This window comes from Streptomyces hilarionis, assembly GCF_024539675.1.
Lineage (GTDB): Bacteria > Actinomycetota > Actinomycetes > Streptomycetales > Streptomycetaceae > Streptomyces > Streptomyces hilarionis.
The window spans coordinates 1-15,807 of the sequence record NZ_JAHHIT010000194.1 but is presented as its reverse complement, the minus strand read 5'-3'; the positions used below and the strand labels follow the sequence as shown (position 1 = coordinate 15,807).

Sequence of the window (15,807 nt, the reverse complement as noted above, 5' to 3'; positions counted from 1 at the left end):
GCATCCGCGCCCCGAACACCGGCAAGGTGTCCCACAGTTCGCGCCCCATCCCGACCCACTGCGACCCCTGGCCCGGGAAGACGAACACGACACCGGAGTCAGTGGCCCGACCGGACACCACGCCCGGACCCGGCACGCCCTCGGCCACCGAGCGCAGCCCCGCCAGCAACGCGTCACGGTCGCCGCCCAGCACCACCGCCCGCTCCTCGAACGCCGACCGCGTCCCCGCCAGCGACAGACCCACGTCCACCGGACGCAACTCGGGACGCTCCACCACCCGCTCCAACAGCCGGCCGGCCTGCTCCCGCAACGCCGCCCCACCACGCCCCGACACCACCCACGCCACCGGCCCCGACGGCTCGCCCGCGCTCTCCCGCGCGTCCTCGGCCTGCGGCGCCTGCTCCAGGATCAGGTGCGCGTTGGTGCCGCTGACGCCGAAGGAGGACACCGCGGCCCGGCGGGGGCGGCCCGTGTCCGGCCACTCCCGCGCCTCGGTCAGCAGCCGGACCGCGCCCGAGGACCAGTCGACGTGCGGCGTCGGCTCGTCCACGTGCAGCGTCTTCGGCATGACGCCGTGCCGGAGCGCCATGACGGTCTTGATCACGCCGCTCACCCCCGCCGCGTACTGGGTGTGCCCGATGTTCGACTTGACCGAGCCGAGCCACAGCGGCCGGTCGGCAGGGCGGTCCTGGCCGTAGGTGGCCAGCAGCGCCCGGGCCTCGATCGGGTCGCCCAGCTTGGTCCCCGTGCCGTGCGCCTCCACGAGGTCCACGTCGGCGGTGGCGAGCCCCGCCTCGTCCAGGGTCCGCAGGATCAGGCGGCGCTGGGCCGGACCGCTGGGCGCGGTGAGGCCGTTGCTGGCGCCGTCCTGGTTGACGCCGCTCTCGCGGACCACGGCCAGCACCGGACGTCCGGCGCGCCGGGCGTCGGAGAGCCGCTCCAGGACGAGCACGCCGACGCCCTCGCCCCAGCCGGTGCCGTCGGCGTCCGCCGAGAACGCCTTGCAGCGGCCGTCGGAGGCCAGGCCGCCCTGCCGGGAGAACTCCGGGAACGCGCCGGGCGTCGCCAGCACCGAGACACCGCCGGCCAGCGCCAGCGAGATCTCGCCCTTGCGCAGCGCCTGCACGGCCAGGTGCATCGACACCAGCGACGACGAGCACGCCGTGTCCACGGTGACCGCGGGCCCCTCCAGACCGAGCACGTACGCCACCCGGCCGGACAGCACACTGCTGGAGGTGCCGGTCAGCATGTAGCCGTCCAGGGCCTGCGGCGACGCCGACAGCAGACCGGCGAAGTCCCCGCCCGTACCGCCGAAGTACACGCCGGCGTCGCTGCCCCGCAGCGACCGCGGGTCCAGCCCCGCGCGCTCCAGCGCCTCCCAGGACGTCTCCAGCAGCAGTCGCTGCTGGGGGTCGGTGGCGAGCGCCTCACGCGGGGAGATGCCGAAGAAGTCCGCGTCGAACTCGCCCGCCCCGCGCAGGAAACCGCCCTCCAGGGTGGTCGAGGCCCCGGACTCCACGGCGTCCGTGCGGTACAGCCCGTCCAGGTCCCAGCCGCGGTCGTCGGGGAACCCCCCGATGGCGTCCACTCCCTCGGACACCATCCGCCACACGTCCTCCGGGGTGTCGGCCCCGCCCGGGAACCGGCACGCCATGCCGACGATCGCGACCGGCTCGTGCGCCCTGTCCTCCACCTCACGCAGCCGGCGCTGGAGTCCGCGGGCCTCGGTCACGGCCCGCTTGAGGTATTCGCGGTACTTCTCCTCGTCGGACATGTCGCTGCCAGCTCCTTGGTGAGGTGTTCGCGGTCAGAGAGCGAAGCCCTGGTCGATCGCGTCGAACAGGTCGTCGGTGGTCGCGCTGTCGAGGTCGGCGAGGTCGGCGAGGCCGTCGCGGCCGCGCGCGGCGGCCGGTTCGGGCTCCTGCGCGCTCCACTGCGACAGCAGCCCGCGCAGCCGGCGCGCCACCCGGTCGCGGTCGCCGCCTCGCGCGTCGATCGCCCCGAGGGCGGCCTCGAGGGCGTCCACGCCGGCGAGCGCGGCCTCGACGCCGGACAGCCCGGCCGGGGCGAGCTCGGCGAGCAGTTCCGCGGCGAGCGCGGTCGGCGTCGGGTGCTCGAAGACGAGCGTGGCCGGGAGCCGCAGCCCGGTGGCCGCGGCGAGCCGGTTGCGGAACTCCACGGCGGTCAGCGAGTCGAAGCCGAGCTCGCTGAAGGACTGCTCCGCCGCGACCGCGGCGGCCGAGGAGTGGCCCAGCACCACCGAGGCGTGGGAGCGCACCAGCTCCAGCACCCTGCGGTGCTGTTCGACGTCGGGCAGACCGGTCAGCCGGGTGCGCAGCTCGCAACCGTCGTCGCCGGAGCGCACCACCCGACGCGAGGCGCCCTGCGCCAGACCCCGGAAGAGATGCGGCACGTCCTGCGCGCCCGCCCGCAGCACGGCCGCCGTGAGCCGCGTGATCACCTGCAACGGGACGTCCGCCCCGCAGGCCAGGTCGAACAGGGCGAGCCCCTCGGCGTCGTCCAGCGGCCGCATCCCGGCCCGCTCCATCCGCCGCACCTCGTCGTCGGTGAGGTGGGCGGTCATGGTGCTGCGGGTGTTCCAGAAGCCCCAGGCGAGGGAGGTGGCGGGGTGGCCGTGGGTGCGGCGGTGGTGGGCGAGGGCGTCGAGGTAGGTGTTGGCGGCGGCGTAGTTGGCTTGTCCGGGGGTGCCGAGTTGTCCGGCGGCGGAGGAGTAGAGGACGAAGGTGGTGACGGGGTGGTGGAGGGTGAGGTGGTGGAGGTGGGTGGCGGCGTCGATCTTGGGTTGGAGGACGGTGTGCAGGCGGGTGGGGGTGAGGGTGGTGGTGGTGGCGTCGTCGAGGGTTCCGGCGGTGTGGATGACGGTGGTGAGGGGGTGTTCGGGGGGGATGGTGTCGAGGAGGGCGGTGAGTTGGTGGGGGTCGGTGGTGTCGCAGGCGGTGAGGGTGATGTGGGCGCCGGCTTGGGTGAGTTCTCGGGTGAGTTCGGTGGCGCCGGGGGCGTGGGGTCCTTGGCGGGAGGTGAGGTGGAGGTGGGTGAGGCCGTGGTGGTGGACGAGGTGGCGGGCGAGGAGGGCGCCGAGGGTGCCGGTGCCGCCGGTGATGAGGGCGGTGCCGTGCCGGTCGATCCCCCGCGGCACGGTGAGGACCGCCTTGCCGACCAGTTTCGCCTGGCTCAGGTCCCGCATCGCCTCGCGGACCCGGCGCAGGTCGTAGACGGTGACGGGCGGCGGCTCCAGCCGTCCGTCGCGGTACAGCGCCATCACCGCGACCAGCATCTCCTGGATGCGGTCGGGACCGGCCTCCATCAGGTCGTACGCCCGGTAGGACACGCCCTCGTGGGCCTCGGCCACCCGCGCCGGGTCGCGCTTGTCGGTCTTGCCCATCTCCAGGAACCGCCCGCCGCGCGGCAGCAGCCGCAGCCCGGCGTCCACGAACTCGCCGGCCAGGCAGTCCAGCACCACGTCCATCCCGCAGCCGCTGCTGGTCTCCATGAACCGCTCCTCGAACTCCAGCGTCCGGGAGTTCGCGATGTGCGCGTCGTCCAGCCCGTAGGCGCGCAGCGTCGGCCACTTGCCGGTGCTCGCGGTGCCGTACACCTCGGCTCCCAGGTGGCGGGCCAGCTGGACCGCCGCCACTCCGACCCCGCCGGCCGCGGCGTGCACCAGCACGGACTCGCCGGGGCGCACGTCCGCGAGGTCCACCAGGCCGTAGTAGGCGGTGAGATGGGTGATGGGGACGGTCGCCGCCTGCTCGTAGGACCAGCCCTCGGGCATCGGCGTCAGGAACCGGTGGTCGCACACCGCGACGGGCCCGAACGAGTCGGAGCACAGCCCCAGCACCCGGTCGCCGACCGCCACGTTGGACACGCCGGCGCCCGTCTCCAGCACCGTGCCGGCCACGTCGCCGCCGATGCCGTTCTGCCCCTCGACCATGCCGAGCGCCACGATGACGTCCCGGAAGTTCAGGCCGACCGCGTGCACGGCCAGGCGGACCTGACCGGGGCCGAGCGGGTCCAGCACCTCGGGGCAGGGCACCAGGGCCATGTTCTCGATCGTGCCGCGGCCGGTGCTCTCCAGCCGCCACGGGGTCCGGCCGGGCGGCGGCAGCAGCGCCGCGTGCGACCGGGCGCGGGCCAGCCGGGGCGCGCTGACCGTGCCGCGCCGGATCGCGGCCCGCGGCTCGGCGCACCCGAGCGCGCCCGGGAACGCCCCGCGGGACTCCGCCGCCCCGTCCAGGTCGATCAGGGCGAGCCGGTCGGGGTTCTCGGTCTGCGCCGAGGTCACCAGACCCCAGCTCGCCGAGTTGCCCAGGTCGCCGACGTCCTCGTCGTCGTCCGTGGCGACCGCCCCCGACGTGACGAGGACCAGACGCGCGGAGGCGAACCGCTCCTCGGCCAGCCAGGCGCGCACGACGCCGAGCGTCGCCTCGGCCGCCGCGTGCGCGGCGGCCGCCGGATCGTCCGGGCCCGCGGGGGCGAGGCAGTGGACCACGGTGTCCGGCACGGGGCCGTCCGCGGCCAGCTCCTCGAACCCGGCGCTCGTCCGCACCGCGGCGGCGGCCAGCCCGAACAGGTCGTCGCCGACCAGGGCGTAGGGCGGGGCGTCCGCCACCGGCAGCGCCGTCCAGTCCAGGTGGAGCAGCGCGTCCTCCAGCGCGCCGCCGGTCGGCCCGTCGAGCACGACGGGCCTGGTCACCAGGGACTCCACCGACACGACCGGGCGTCCGCCGTCGTCGGTGAGCAGCAGGGCCAGCCGGTCCCCCGAGGGGGTGAGGCGGACCCGGGCCGTCGTCGCGCCGGTCGCGAACAGGTGGACCCCGGTCCAGGAGAACGGCAGCCGTACGCCGTCGTCCCGGCCGCCGGCGAACGCCATGGCGTGCAGCGCGGCGTCCAGCAGGGCGGGGTGGACGCCGTGGCGGGCGGCGTCCTCCCGCTCGGACTCGGGCAGCCGGACCTCGGCGAACAGTTCCTCGCCGCGCCGCCACACGGCGTGCAGCCCCCGGAAGGCGGGACCGTAGTGGTAGCCGCCCGCGGCGAGTTCCTCGTAGACGCCGTCCACGTCGACGGGTTGCGCGCCGGCCGGCGGCCAGGCGGTCTCGGGGGCGGGCTCGGCGGGCGCGTCCGCGCTCAGTGCGCCGGTCGCGTGCAGCGTCCAGTCGTCCTCGCCGGCCCGGGAGTGCACGGTGAGCGTGCAGCGTCCGGTGTCGCCGTCCGGGGTGGCCCGGACCTGCACCGCCACCTCGTCCTTGGGTCCGTCGCCCAGCAACAGCGGCGCCTGGAGCGTCAGTTCCTCCAGATGCGGGCGGCCCAGCAGATCGCCCGCCCGGATCGCCAGATCGACGAAGGCGGTGCCGGGCAGCAGGACCCGGCCGGAGACGGCGTGGTCGGGCAGCCACGGGCGGGTGCGCGCGGACAGCCGGCCGGTGAGCAGCACGCCCTCGCCGTCCGCCAGCGCCACGGCCGCCCCCAGCAGCGGATGGTCCGCCGGGTCGAGTCCGGTCGCGGTCAGGTCGCCGGCGCCCCGGCGCGACTCCAGCCAGAACCGGCGCCGCTGGAAGGCGTAGGTGGGCAGGTCCACGTGGCGGGCACCGGTTCCGGCGAACACCGCCGGCCAGTCGACCTCGACGCCGAGCACCCCGAGTTCGGCGACCGAGGTCAGGAACCGCCGCGTGCCGCCGTCGTCCCGGCGCAGCGAGCCCACCGCGGCCCCGGGCCGGCCCGCGTCGTCGACGGTGTCCTGGAGCGAGGGCACCAGCACCGGATGCGGGCTGATCTCCGCGAAGACCGCGAAGCCCTGCTCCAGCGCGGCCCGCGTCGCCGCCTCGAACTCCACGGTGTGCCGCAGGTTCCGGTACCAGTAGGCGCCGTCCAGTTCCGTGCCGTCCAGCGGGGCGCCGGTGAGGGTGGAGAAGAACGGCACCGCCGCCGGACGCGGCCGGATCCCCGCCAGCTCGCCCGCGAGCGTCTCCTCGATCTCCGCCACCTGGGCGGTGTGGGAGGCGTAGTCCACGGGGACGGACCGGGCGCGCAGGCCGTCGGCGGCGCACCGCGCGAGCAACTCCTCCAGCGCCTGCGGCTCCCCGGCCACGACGGTGCTCGCCGGCCCGTTGACCGAGGCCACCGAGATCCGGCCGTCCCACCGGGCGATCAGCTCCCGCGCCGCCGCGGCGGGCAGCGCCAGCGACACCATCCCGCCGCGGCCGGCCAGCGCCCGGCCGATCGCCCGGGCCCGCAGCGCCACCACGCGCGCGCCGTCGCCGAGTTCCAGCGCGCCGCAGACGCAGGCGGCGGCGATCTCGCCCTGCGAGTGCCCGATCACCGCGTCCGGCGTCACCCCGTGGGCCCGCCACAGGGCCGCCAGCGACACCATCACCGCCCACAGCGCGGGCTGCACCACGTCCACCCGGTCCCACGGCGGCGTGCCCGGCTCCTGCCGCAGCACGGCCGACAGCGACCAGTCGACGTACGGTTCCAGCGCCCGCTCGCACTCCAGCAGCCGGTCGCGGAAGACCGGCGCGGAGTCGAGCAGCCCGGCGGCCATCCCCGCCCACTGCGCGCCCTGTCCGGGGAAGACGAACACCACCCGGCCGTCGCCGACCCGGGAGCCCTCCACCACGCCGGGCGGCAGCGCCGCGTCCGGGTCCGCGGCCCGCCGCGCCAACGCGGCCGCCCCGGCGAGCAGTTCGTCGCGGTCGCCGCCCAGCACGACCGCGCGGTGCGCGAGCCGGGCCCGGCCCGCCAGGGTGTGGCCGACGTCCACCGGGGCCAGCTCGGGGCGTGCCGTCAGGTGGCTGACGAGCCGTTCGGCCTGCCCGTACAGGGCGGCCGGCTCGTGCGCGCCGAGCACCCAGGGCGTCGCCCCGCCGGCGACCGGCCGGGCCGGCGCGGCGGCCTCCTCGGCCGGCGGCTGTTCGAGGACGACGTGGGCGTTGGTCCCGCTGATGCCGAACGACGACACCCCGGCCCGCCGCGGCCGCCCCGCGTCCGGCCACGGCCGCTCCTCGGCGAGCAGCTCCACGGCCCCCGACGACCAGTCGACCTGCGGGGACGGCCGGTCCACGTGCAGCGTCCTGGGCAGCAGCCCGTGCCGCATCGCCATGACCATCTTGATGATCCCGGCGGCCCCGGCCGCGGCCTGGGTGTGCCCCATGTTGGACTTCACCGAGCCCAGCCACAGCGGCTCCGCGCCGGCCTCCCGCCTGCCGTAGGTGGCGAGCAGGGCCTGCGCCTCGATCGGGTCGCCCAGGGTGGTGCCCGTGCCGTGCGCCTCCACCGCGTCGACGTCGCCGACGCCCAGCCCCGCGCCCGCCAGGGCCTGTTCGATGACGCGCCGCTGCGCGGGCCCGTTGGGCGCGGTCAGCCCGTTGGAGGCGCCGTCCTGGTTCACCGCGGAGCCGCGGACCACCGCGAGCACCGGGTGTCCGTTGCGGCGGGCGTCCGACAGACGCTCCACCAACAGCATTCCGGCGCCCTCGCCCCAGCCGGTGCCGTCGGCGCCCTCGGCGAACGACCGGCAGCGGCCGTCGGGCGACAGCCCGCCCTGCCGGGAGAGCTCCACGAACACCCCGGGCGTCGCCATCACGGTCACGCCCCCGGCCAGCGCGAGGTCGCACTCGCCGGAGCGCAGCGCCTGCGCCGCGAGGTGCAGGGCCACCAGCGACGACGAGCACGCCGTGTCCAGCGTGACCGCGGGCCCCTCCAGTCCCAGCGTGAACGCCACCCGGCCCGAGGCGACGCTGCCCGCCGAGCCGGTGCCGATGAACCCCTCGACCTCCTCGGGCAGGTCGCCCGGCCCGGAGCCGTAGTCGTGGTACATCACCCCGGCGAACACCGCGGTCCGGCTGCCGCGCACCGCGCGCGGGTCGATGCCGGCCCGCTCCAGCGCCTCCCACGAGGTCTCCAGCAGCAGCCGCTGCTGGGGGTCGGTGGCGAGCGCCTCACGCGGGGAGATCCCGAAGAACTCGGCGTCGAACTCGGCCGCGTCGTACAGGAATCCGCCCCGGCGCACGTACGACGTCCCCGGCCGCGTCAGCTCCGGGTCGTACAGCTCCTCCACGTTCCAGCCGCGGTCCTCGGGCATGTCCGCGGTCGCGTCCCGCCCGGCGGCGACCAGCTCCCACAGGTCCTCGGGGGTGGCCACCCCGCCGGGGTAGCGGCACGCCATGCCGACGATCGCGACCGGCTCCCCGGCGTCCACGTTCGCCGACGGCGCGGGCCCCGCGGGCGGCCGGTGGCCGCCGGTCAGTTCGCCGAGCAGGAACTCCACCACCGCCGACGGCGTCGGATGGTCGAACACCAGGGTCGCGGGGAGCCGCAGCCCGGTCGCCGCCCCCACCGCGTTGCGCAGCTCGATCGCGGCGAGCGAGTCGAAGCCGAGCTCGCGGAAGGTCCGCCGCGGGTCGAGCCCGTCGGGGCCGTCGTGCCCCAGCGCCCCGGCCGCGTGGGTCCGCACGAGGTCCAGCAGCAGCCGTTCGCGCTCCGCCCGCGGCGACTCCCGCAGGCGGGCCGCGAAGGCCGTGCCCGCACCCGTGGCCGCCGGGCCCGCGGCCGCGGCCCGGCGCACCGGGGCCCGCACCAGGGCGCGCAGCAGCGGCGGCAGCGTGCCCGCCGCGGCCCGGGCGCGCAGCGCGCCGGGCTCCAGCGGCAGCGGCACGGCGACCGGCGCGTCCAGCGCGACCGCCGCGTCGAAGAGGGCGAGCCCCTGCTCCTCGGTGAGCGGCGCGATGCCCGACCCCGCCAGCCGGCGCATGCTCTGCTCGTCGTCGGTGAGGTGGGCGGTCATGGTGCTGCGGGTGTTCCAGAAGCCCCAGGCGAGGGAGGTGGCGGGGTGGCCGTGGGTGCGGCGGTGGTGGGCGAGGGCGTCGAGGTAGGTGTTGGCGGCGGCGTAGTTGGCTTGTCCGGGGGTGCCGAGTTGTCCGGCGGCGGAGGAGTAGAGGACGAAGGTGGTGACGGGGTGGTGGAGGGTGAGGTGGTGGAGGTGGGTGGCGGCGTCGATCTTGGGTTGGAGGACGGTGTGCAGGCGGGTGGGGGTGAGGGTGGTGGTGGTGGCGTCGTCGAGGGTTCCGGCGGTGTGGATGACGGTGGTGAGGGGGTGTTCGGGGGGGATGGTGTCGAGGAGGGCGGTGAGTTGGTGGGGGTCGGTGGTGTCGCAGGCGGTGAGGGTGATGTGGGCGCCGGCTTGGGTGAGTTCTCGGGTGAGTTCGGTGGCGCCGGGGGCGTGGGGTCCTTGGCGGGAGGTGAGGTGGAGGTGGGTGAGGCCGTGGTGGTGGACGAGGTGGCGGGCGAGGAGGGCGCCGAGGGTGCCGGTGCCGCCGGTGATGAGGGCGGTGCCGTGCCGGTCGATCCCCCGCGGCCGGCGGGGCGTGCCCGTCGCCCGGACCAGCCGCGGGGCGCACGCCCGGCCCTCCCGCAGCGCCACCCGGGGCTCGTCGGCCCCGACCGCGGAGGCCAGCGCGGCCAGCGATTCGTCCGTGCCGTCGCAGTCCACCAGGGTGATCCGCCCGGGGTGTTCGCTCACCGCCGAGCTCAGCAGCCCCCAGACCGCGGCCTGCACCGGGTCCGGGGCGGCGTCCTCCGTCACCGCCACCGCGTTCCAGGTCACCGCCACCAGCCGTGAGGCGCCGAGCCGTTCGTCGGCCAGCCAGGCCTGGAGCAGCACCAGGGCGCGTTCGACGGCCTCGTGCGCCGCGTCGGCGTCGGGGGAACCGTCCGACAGCCCGGCCGAGACGACGACGAACTCCGGCGCCGGGGCGCCGGCCGCGACCGCGGCCCCCAGGCCGGCCAGGTCATCGTGGACCTCGGCCCCGGGCAGCCCGAGCAACGCGGCGTCGACGTCCGGGCCGGGGTGCGCCGCGGGGGAGCGGCCGGACGCCGGGGGGTCCGTCACGGCGTCGGCGGCGGCCGGGGCGGCCGTGGGCGGTCGGGTCGCCGTTCCCGAACGCAGCACGGCCCAGCGGCCCGTCGTCCCCGCTCCGCCGCACGCGAGCCACGCCGGCACGAGCAGGGCGCCGGCCGGGTCCGGCGCGGCGACCGTCCCCGCCGGGCGGACCGCGAGCGACTCCACCGTGGCCACGGGCCGGCCGGCGGCGTCGGCGAGGAACAACGCGAGGGTGTCGGGGCCGGTCGGGGTCAGCCGGACGCGCAGGACGCGGGCTCCGGCCGCGTGCAGGGACACCCCGCGCCACGCGAAGGGCAGCCTGGCGCGCCCCTCCTCGCCGAACTCGCCGGGCAGGAACGCCGACGCGTGCAGGGCGGCGTCGGCGAGGGCGGGGTGCAGCCCGAACCCGGCCGCCCGGTCGGCGACCTCGTCCGGCAGCGCGACCTCGGCGTACACCTCGTCGCCGTGCCGCCACACCGCGCGCAGCCCCTGGAACGCCGGCCCGTAGTGCACCCCGGCCGCAGCGAAGCCGGCGTAGCAGCCTTCGACGTCCAGCTCCTCCGCCCCCGGGGGCGGCCACGCCGTCAGCTCGTCCCGCGGCGCGGGGCCGCCCGGGGCCAGGACGCCGCCCGCGTGACGCGTCCACACGTCCTCGGCGGCGTCCTCGGCCTGGGTGTACAGGCCGAACGGGCGCTCACCGGAGGCGTCCGGGGCGTCCAGGGTGAGCTGGACGCGCACACCGCCGCTCGGCGGCAGGGCCAGCGGCAGTTCCAGCGTGAGGTCGGCGACCCGGTCCAGCCCGACGTGTCCGCCCGCCCACAGCGCCAGTTCGGCCACCGCCGTGCCGGGCAGCAGCACCGTGTCGCCGATCGTGTGGTCCGCCAGCCACGGCTGGGTGTCGACGGACAGCCGTCCCGTGAACAGCCGGCCGTCCCCGCCCGCCGGCGCCAGCACGGCGCCCAGCAGCGGGTGCTGCGCGCGGACCAGCCCCGCGGCGTTCACGTCCCCCGCCCCGGGCACGGCCCGCAGCCAGTACCGCTCGCCCTGGAAGGCGTACGTCGGCAGCGGCACCCGTCGCGTCGGGCGCTCGCCGAAGAACGCCGTCCAGTCGACGGGCACACCGGCCGCGTGCGCCCGGGCCAGCATCGCCGTCAGCGTGCGCACCTCGGGGCGGTCGCGGCGCAGGGCGGGCGCGACGACGGCGGGGCCCGAGCCGGCGAGGCTCTGCTCCGTCAAGGCGGTGAGCGCGGCGTCGGCGCCGAGCTCCAGGAACACGGTGACGCCCTCCGCGTCGAGGGTGCGCACCACGTCGTGGAAGCGGACCGGCTCGCGGGCCTGCCGGGCCCAGTAGGCGGGGTCCGCCCACGCGGCGGCTTCCGGCACGGTGCCCGTCACGCTGGAGACGACCGGGATGCGCGGCGGCTCGAACGACAGCCGCGCGGCGACCTCTGCGAGCGCCTCGACCACGGGATCCATCAGCGGCGAGTGGAAGGCGTGACTCACGGGCAGCCGCCGCGTCCTGCGCCCCAGCCCCGTGAAGTGCGCCGCGATGCGGGTGACGACGTCCTCGTCGCCCGACAGCACGACGGATCCGGGCCCGTTGAAGGCCGCGACGCCGGCCGCCGCCTCGTGCCCGGCCAGCAGCGGCAGCACCTCGTCGGCGGTGGCCGCCACCGAGACCATCGCGCCGCCCTCGGGCAGCCGCTGCATCAACCCGCCCCGGGCGACGACCAGTTCGCAGGCGTCGGCCAGCGACAGCATGCCCGAGACATGGGCGGCGGTCAGCTCGCCGACCGAGTGCCCTGCCAGCAGCCGCGGCCGTACCCCCCACTCCTCCAGCAGCCGGAACAGGGCCACCCCGAGCGCGAAGGTCGCCGACTGGGTGTACAGGGTCCGGTCCAGCAGCCGCGCCTCGGCGCTGTCCGCCCCGGCCAGCAGCAGCGGCAGCAGCGGCCGGTCGAGCCGCGCGTCCAGCTCGGCGCAGACCTCGTCCAGGGCCCGCGCGTACGCGGGGAACGCCTCGTACAACTCCCGCCCCATGCCGGGCCGCTGGGCGCCCTGGCCGGTGAACAGGAACGCGCAGCGCACCTCGCCGGCGATCCCCTCCGCCAGTCCGGCGGGACGCTCCCCGCGGGCCAGCGCGGCGAGCCCGTCCAGCAGTTCCCCGCGGCTCTCCGCCAGCAGCACCGCACGGTGCTCGAAGGCGGTCCGCACGGTCGCCAGCGCGGCCGCGACCCCGGCCGTCGACAGCTGCGGCCGGTCGAGCAGGTGGGCGTGCAGCCGGGCGGCCTGCGCGGGCAGCGCGGCGGCGGTGGCGGCCGACAGCGGCACGGGCAGGACCCGGCCGGGCGGGACGTCCTGCGCCTCTTCGTCCGCCGGGAGGTCGGCCGCGGCCGGCTCCTCCAGGATGACGTGCACGTTGGTGCCGCTGATCCCGAACGACGACACCCCGGCCCGCCGGGGGCGCTCGCCGCGCGGCCACGCACGGTTCTCCGTCAGCAACCGCACCGCGCCCGCGGACCAGTCGACCTCCGGCGTCGGCCGGTCGACGTGCAGCGTGCGCGGCAACTGCTGGTGACGCATCGCCATGACCATCTTGACGACGCCGGCGGCGCCCGCGGCGGCCTGGGTGTGGCCGAGGTTGGACTTGACGGAGCCGAGCCACAGCGGGCTGCCCTCGGGACGCTCCTGGCCGTAGGTGGCGAGCAGGGCCTGCGCCTCGATGGGGTCGCCGAGCGTGGTGCCCGTGCCGTGCGCCTCCACCGCGTCGACGTCGGCGAAGCCCAGCCGCGCCGAGGCCAGCGCCTGCTGGATGACGCGTTCCTGCGAGGGGCCGTTGGGGGAGGTGAGCCCGTTGGACGCGCCGTCCTGGTTCACCGCGCTGCCGCGCACGATGGCGAGCACCTCGTGGCCCAGGCGGCGGGCGTCCGAGAGCCGTTCCACGACCAGCAGGGCGCAGCCCTCGCCCCAGCCGACCCCGTCGGCCGCGGCCGCGAACGACTTGCAGCGGCCGTCGGAGGCGAGGCCGCGCTGACGGGAGTTCTCCACGAACGTGGCGGGAGTGGACATCACCGTCGCGCCGCCCGCGAGCGCCAGCTCGCACTCGCCGTCGCGCAGGGCCTGCACCGCGAGGTGCAGCGCCACCAGCGACGACGAGCACGCGGTGTCGAGGGTGACGGCGGGACCCTCCAGGCCGAGGAAGTAGGAGATCCGGCCGGACGCCACGCTTCCGGCCATGCCGGTGCTCAGATAGCCCTCGACCTCGTCGGGGAGCTCACCGGGCCCGGAGGCGTAGTCGTGGTACATCAGCCCGGTGAAGACGCCGGTGCGGGAACCGGCCAGGGACCGCGGGTCCACCCCGGTGTTCTCCAGCGCCTCCCAGGCGGTCTCCAGCAGGAGCCGCTGCTGGGGGTCCATGGCCAGCGCCTCGCGCGGCGAGATCCCGAAGAACTCGGCGTCGAACTCGGCCGCGCCGCGCAGGAATCCGCCCTCGGTGGCGTACGCGGTGCCCGGCACGTCGGGATCGGCGTCGTAGAGCTCGTCGAGCGCCCAGCCGCGGTCCGACGGCATGTCGCCGATCGCGTCCTCGCCCCGCAGCACGAGCTGCCACAGGTCCTCGGGCGATCCGACGCCGCCGGGCAGCCGGCAGGCCATGCCGACGATCGCTATCGGCTCGGTGTCGCCCGCCTCCAGTGTCCTGATGCGCCGGTGGGCCTGCCGCAGATCGGCTGCCAACTTCTTGAGGTAATCAACCAGCTGCGCTTCGTTCGTCACCCGAGAACCCCGCCTGAGAGATTGGCACACCGCGCCCTTCGAGGGCGAAGCTACGAACCTCACCCCCCTAAACGCGTCCCCTCAGCCACCCCAGAAGGCGAGGGCGGGGGAATGCGGACGGGTAGGGGTTGGCGATAGGGGTGACCCTCTGTCTAGCCTTCGGATGAATTCCCGTGCCGTGACGAGGATCTGGAGTGTATCCCGCGATGAGCATTTCCGAGCAGGAATCTGCGGAACCGGCGGAGCAGACTTTCACCAAGCCGCCGGCCCCGGAAAGGATGCACGACCTCGACTTTCTGCTCGGTGATTTCCGAACGGAGTGGACGAACTTCACCGCGGACCCGCCCACGAAGGGCACGGCCTCCTGGAACACGGCCTCCACGTTCGGCGGCCACGCGTACGAGATGACCCAGCTGGTGACGGAACACGACCTCACCGGCCGTTTCGTCGTCCAGTGGGTCGAGTCGGACTCGTCGTTCTCCGGCTATTACTACGACGACTGGGGAAACCGCACGCTGCTCGTCTCCGACGGCTGGCAGGACGGATGTCTCACGTTCACCGGTGATTGCGTCGGATTCGGCCGGACGTTCCAGCTCCGCGAGCGGTACGAGATCGTCGACGAGAACCATTACCTGAAACGCGGTTTCGTCAAGCTCGACCCCGAGGGCGACTGGATTCCCGCCGACGAGGTCCACTGCCACCGCGTCTGACCTCTTCCGGGAAATCGACGCTCGGGTGCACGGCTCCCGGGAAAGGCGAAACAACCATGACCCTGCTGACCGAGGCGGTGCGCGCGGGCGCGTCCCCGCAGGAGCTGGAGCGGGCGGAACCGCCCCGGGAGTACACGGCCGCCTACATCCAGGCCGAGGACGCCCGGATGTTCGACGGGGTGGCCGACCGGGACGTCCGCAAGTCGCTGCGCGTCGGCGAGGTGCCGATGCCCGAACTGGCGCCGGACGAGGTGCTGGTCGCCGTCATGGCGAGCGCCGTCAACTACAACACCGTGTGGTCGGCGATGTTCGAGCCGATCCCGACGTTCCGTTTCCTCAAGCAGTTCGCGGCCCAGGGCGGCTGGGCCGAGCGCCACGACCTGCCCTACCACGTGATCGGCTCCGACGGTGCCGGCGTCGTCGTCCGCGCCGGATCCGGGGTGCGGCGCTGGCGGATCGGCGACCACGTGGTGATGAGCTGTGTGCAGCCCGACGACCAGGAACCGGCCACGCACGCCGACGGGATGCTCGGCGCGGACCAGCGCATCTGGGGCTTCGAGACCAACTTCGGCGGCCTGGCCCACTACGCCGTGGTCCGGGCCAGCCAGCTGATCCCCAAGCCGGCCCACCTCACCTGGGAGGAGGCGGCCTGCAACCCGCTGTGCGCGGGGACCGCCTACCGCATGCTGGTCGGCGAGCGCGGGGCCCGGTTCAAGCAGGGCGACGTCGTCCTCGTCTGGGGGGCCGCCGGCGGACTCGGCGCGTATGCGGTGCAGTTCGTCAAGAACGGGGGCGGCATCCCGGTCGGCGTCGTCAGCTCGCCCGAGAAGGCCGCCGCCGCGCGCAGGCTCGGCTGCGACGTCGTCGTCGACCGCCGGGAGATCGGCCTGGACGACCGCACGGCGGACGACCCGCGCGCGGTCGTCGAGGTGGGCAAGAGGCTCGGCTCCGTCATCCGCCGCGAGGTCGGCGAGGATCCGCACGTCGTGTTCGAGCACGTGGGCCGGGCCACCTTCGGGGTCTCGGTGTTCGTGGTGCGCCGCGGCGGCACCGTGGTCACCTGCGGCTCCAGCACCGGCTACCAGCACGGGTACGACAACCGCTACCTGTGGATGAAGCTGAAGCGGATCATCGGCAGCCACGCGGCCAACCTCCAGGAGCAGTGGGAGGTCAACCGTCTGATCTCGCTGGGCCGGATCATGCCGACGCTGTCGGAGGTCTACCCCCTGGAGGAGATCGGGGAGGCGGCCCGCTCGGTGCAGACCAACCGGCACATCGGCAAGGTGGGCGTCCTGTGCCTCGCGTCCGCCCCCGGCCAGGGCGTGACGGACCCCGGCCTGCGCGCCGAGTTGGGCGAGGCCCGCCTGAACCCCCTGCGCACCCCCGCCACGGCCTGACCCGGCCGGCCCCTCCCGGCCACTCGTCCCC

The 15,807-nt window shown here is 75.5% G+C and carries 4 protein-coding genes; 2 read left to right on the top strand and 2 right to left on the bottom strand.

The annotated features are described in order from the left end of the window. Both KMS84_RS33815 and KMS84_RS33810 read right to left on the bottom strand, forming a co-directional pair. A partial coding sequence (locus KMS84_RS33815) for a type I polyketide synthase (protein ID WP_256920347.1) occupies positions 1-1,774 on the bottom strand: 1,774 nt, incomplete at its 3' end. Positions 1,775-1,807: 33 nt separating this feature from the next. Beyond that, a complete protein-coding gene (locus KMS84_RS33810; RefSeq protein WP_256920346.1) occupies positions 1,808-13,669 on the bottom strand; it encodes a type I polyketide synthase in 11,862 nt (3,953 codons plus the stop codon). Between the two features lie 206 nt (positions 13,670-13,875). Here KMS84_RS33810 and KMS84_RS33805 point away from each other — a divergent pair, with 206 nt between their 5' ends. Together KMS84_RS33805 and ccrA are read left to right on the top strand one after the other, a co-directional pair. After that, positions 13,876-14,379 (top strand): DUF1579 domain-containing protein, encoded by a 504-nt coding sequence (locus tag KMS84_RS33805; protein WP_256920345.1) that lies wholly within the window; start codon positions 13,876-13,878, stop codon positions 14,377-14,379. 56 nt (positions 14,380-14,435) lie between these two features. Further along, the gene (ccrA, locus tag KMS84_RS33800; RefSeq protein ID WP_256920344.1) at positions 14,436-15,776 is read left to right on the top strand and encodes a crotonyl-CoA carboxylase/reductase; all 1,341 of its coding nucleotides are present in this window, start codon (positions 14,436-14,438) and stop codon (positions 15,774-15,776) included. Positions 15,777-15,807 lie beyond the last annotated feature (31 nt).

Coding starts and splice junctions, on each gene's coding strand:
- ccrA (WP_256920344.1), top strand. CDS start 14,436: ATGACCCTGCTGACCGAGGCGGTGCGCGCGGGCGCGTCCCCGCAGGAG.
- KMS84_RS33805 (WP_256920345.1), top strand. CDS start 13,876: ATGAGCATTTCCGAGCAGGAATCTGCGGAACCGGCGGAGCAGACTTTC.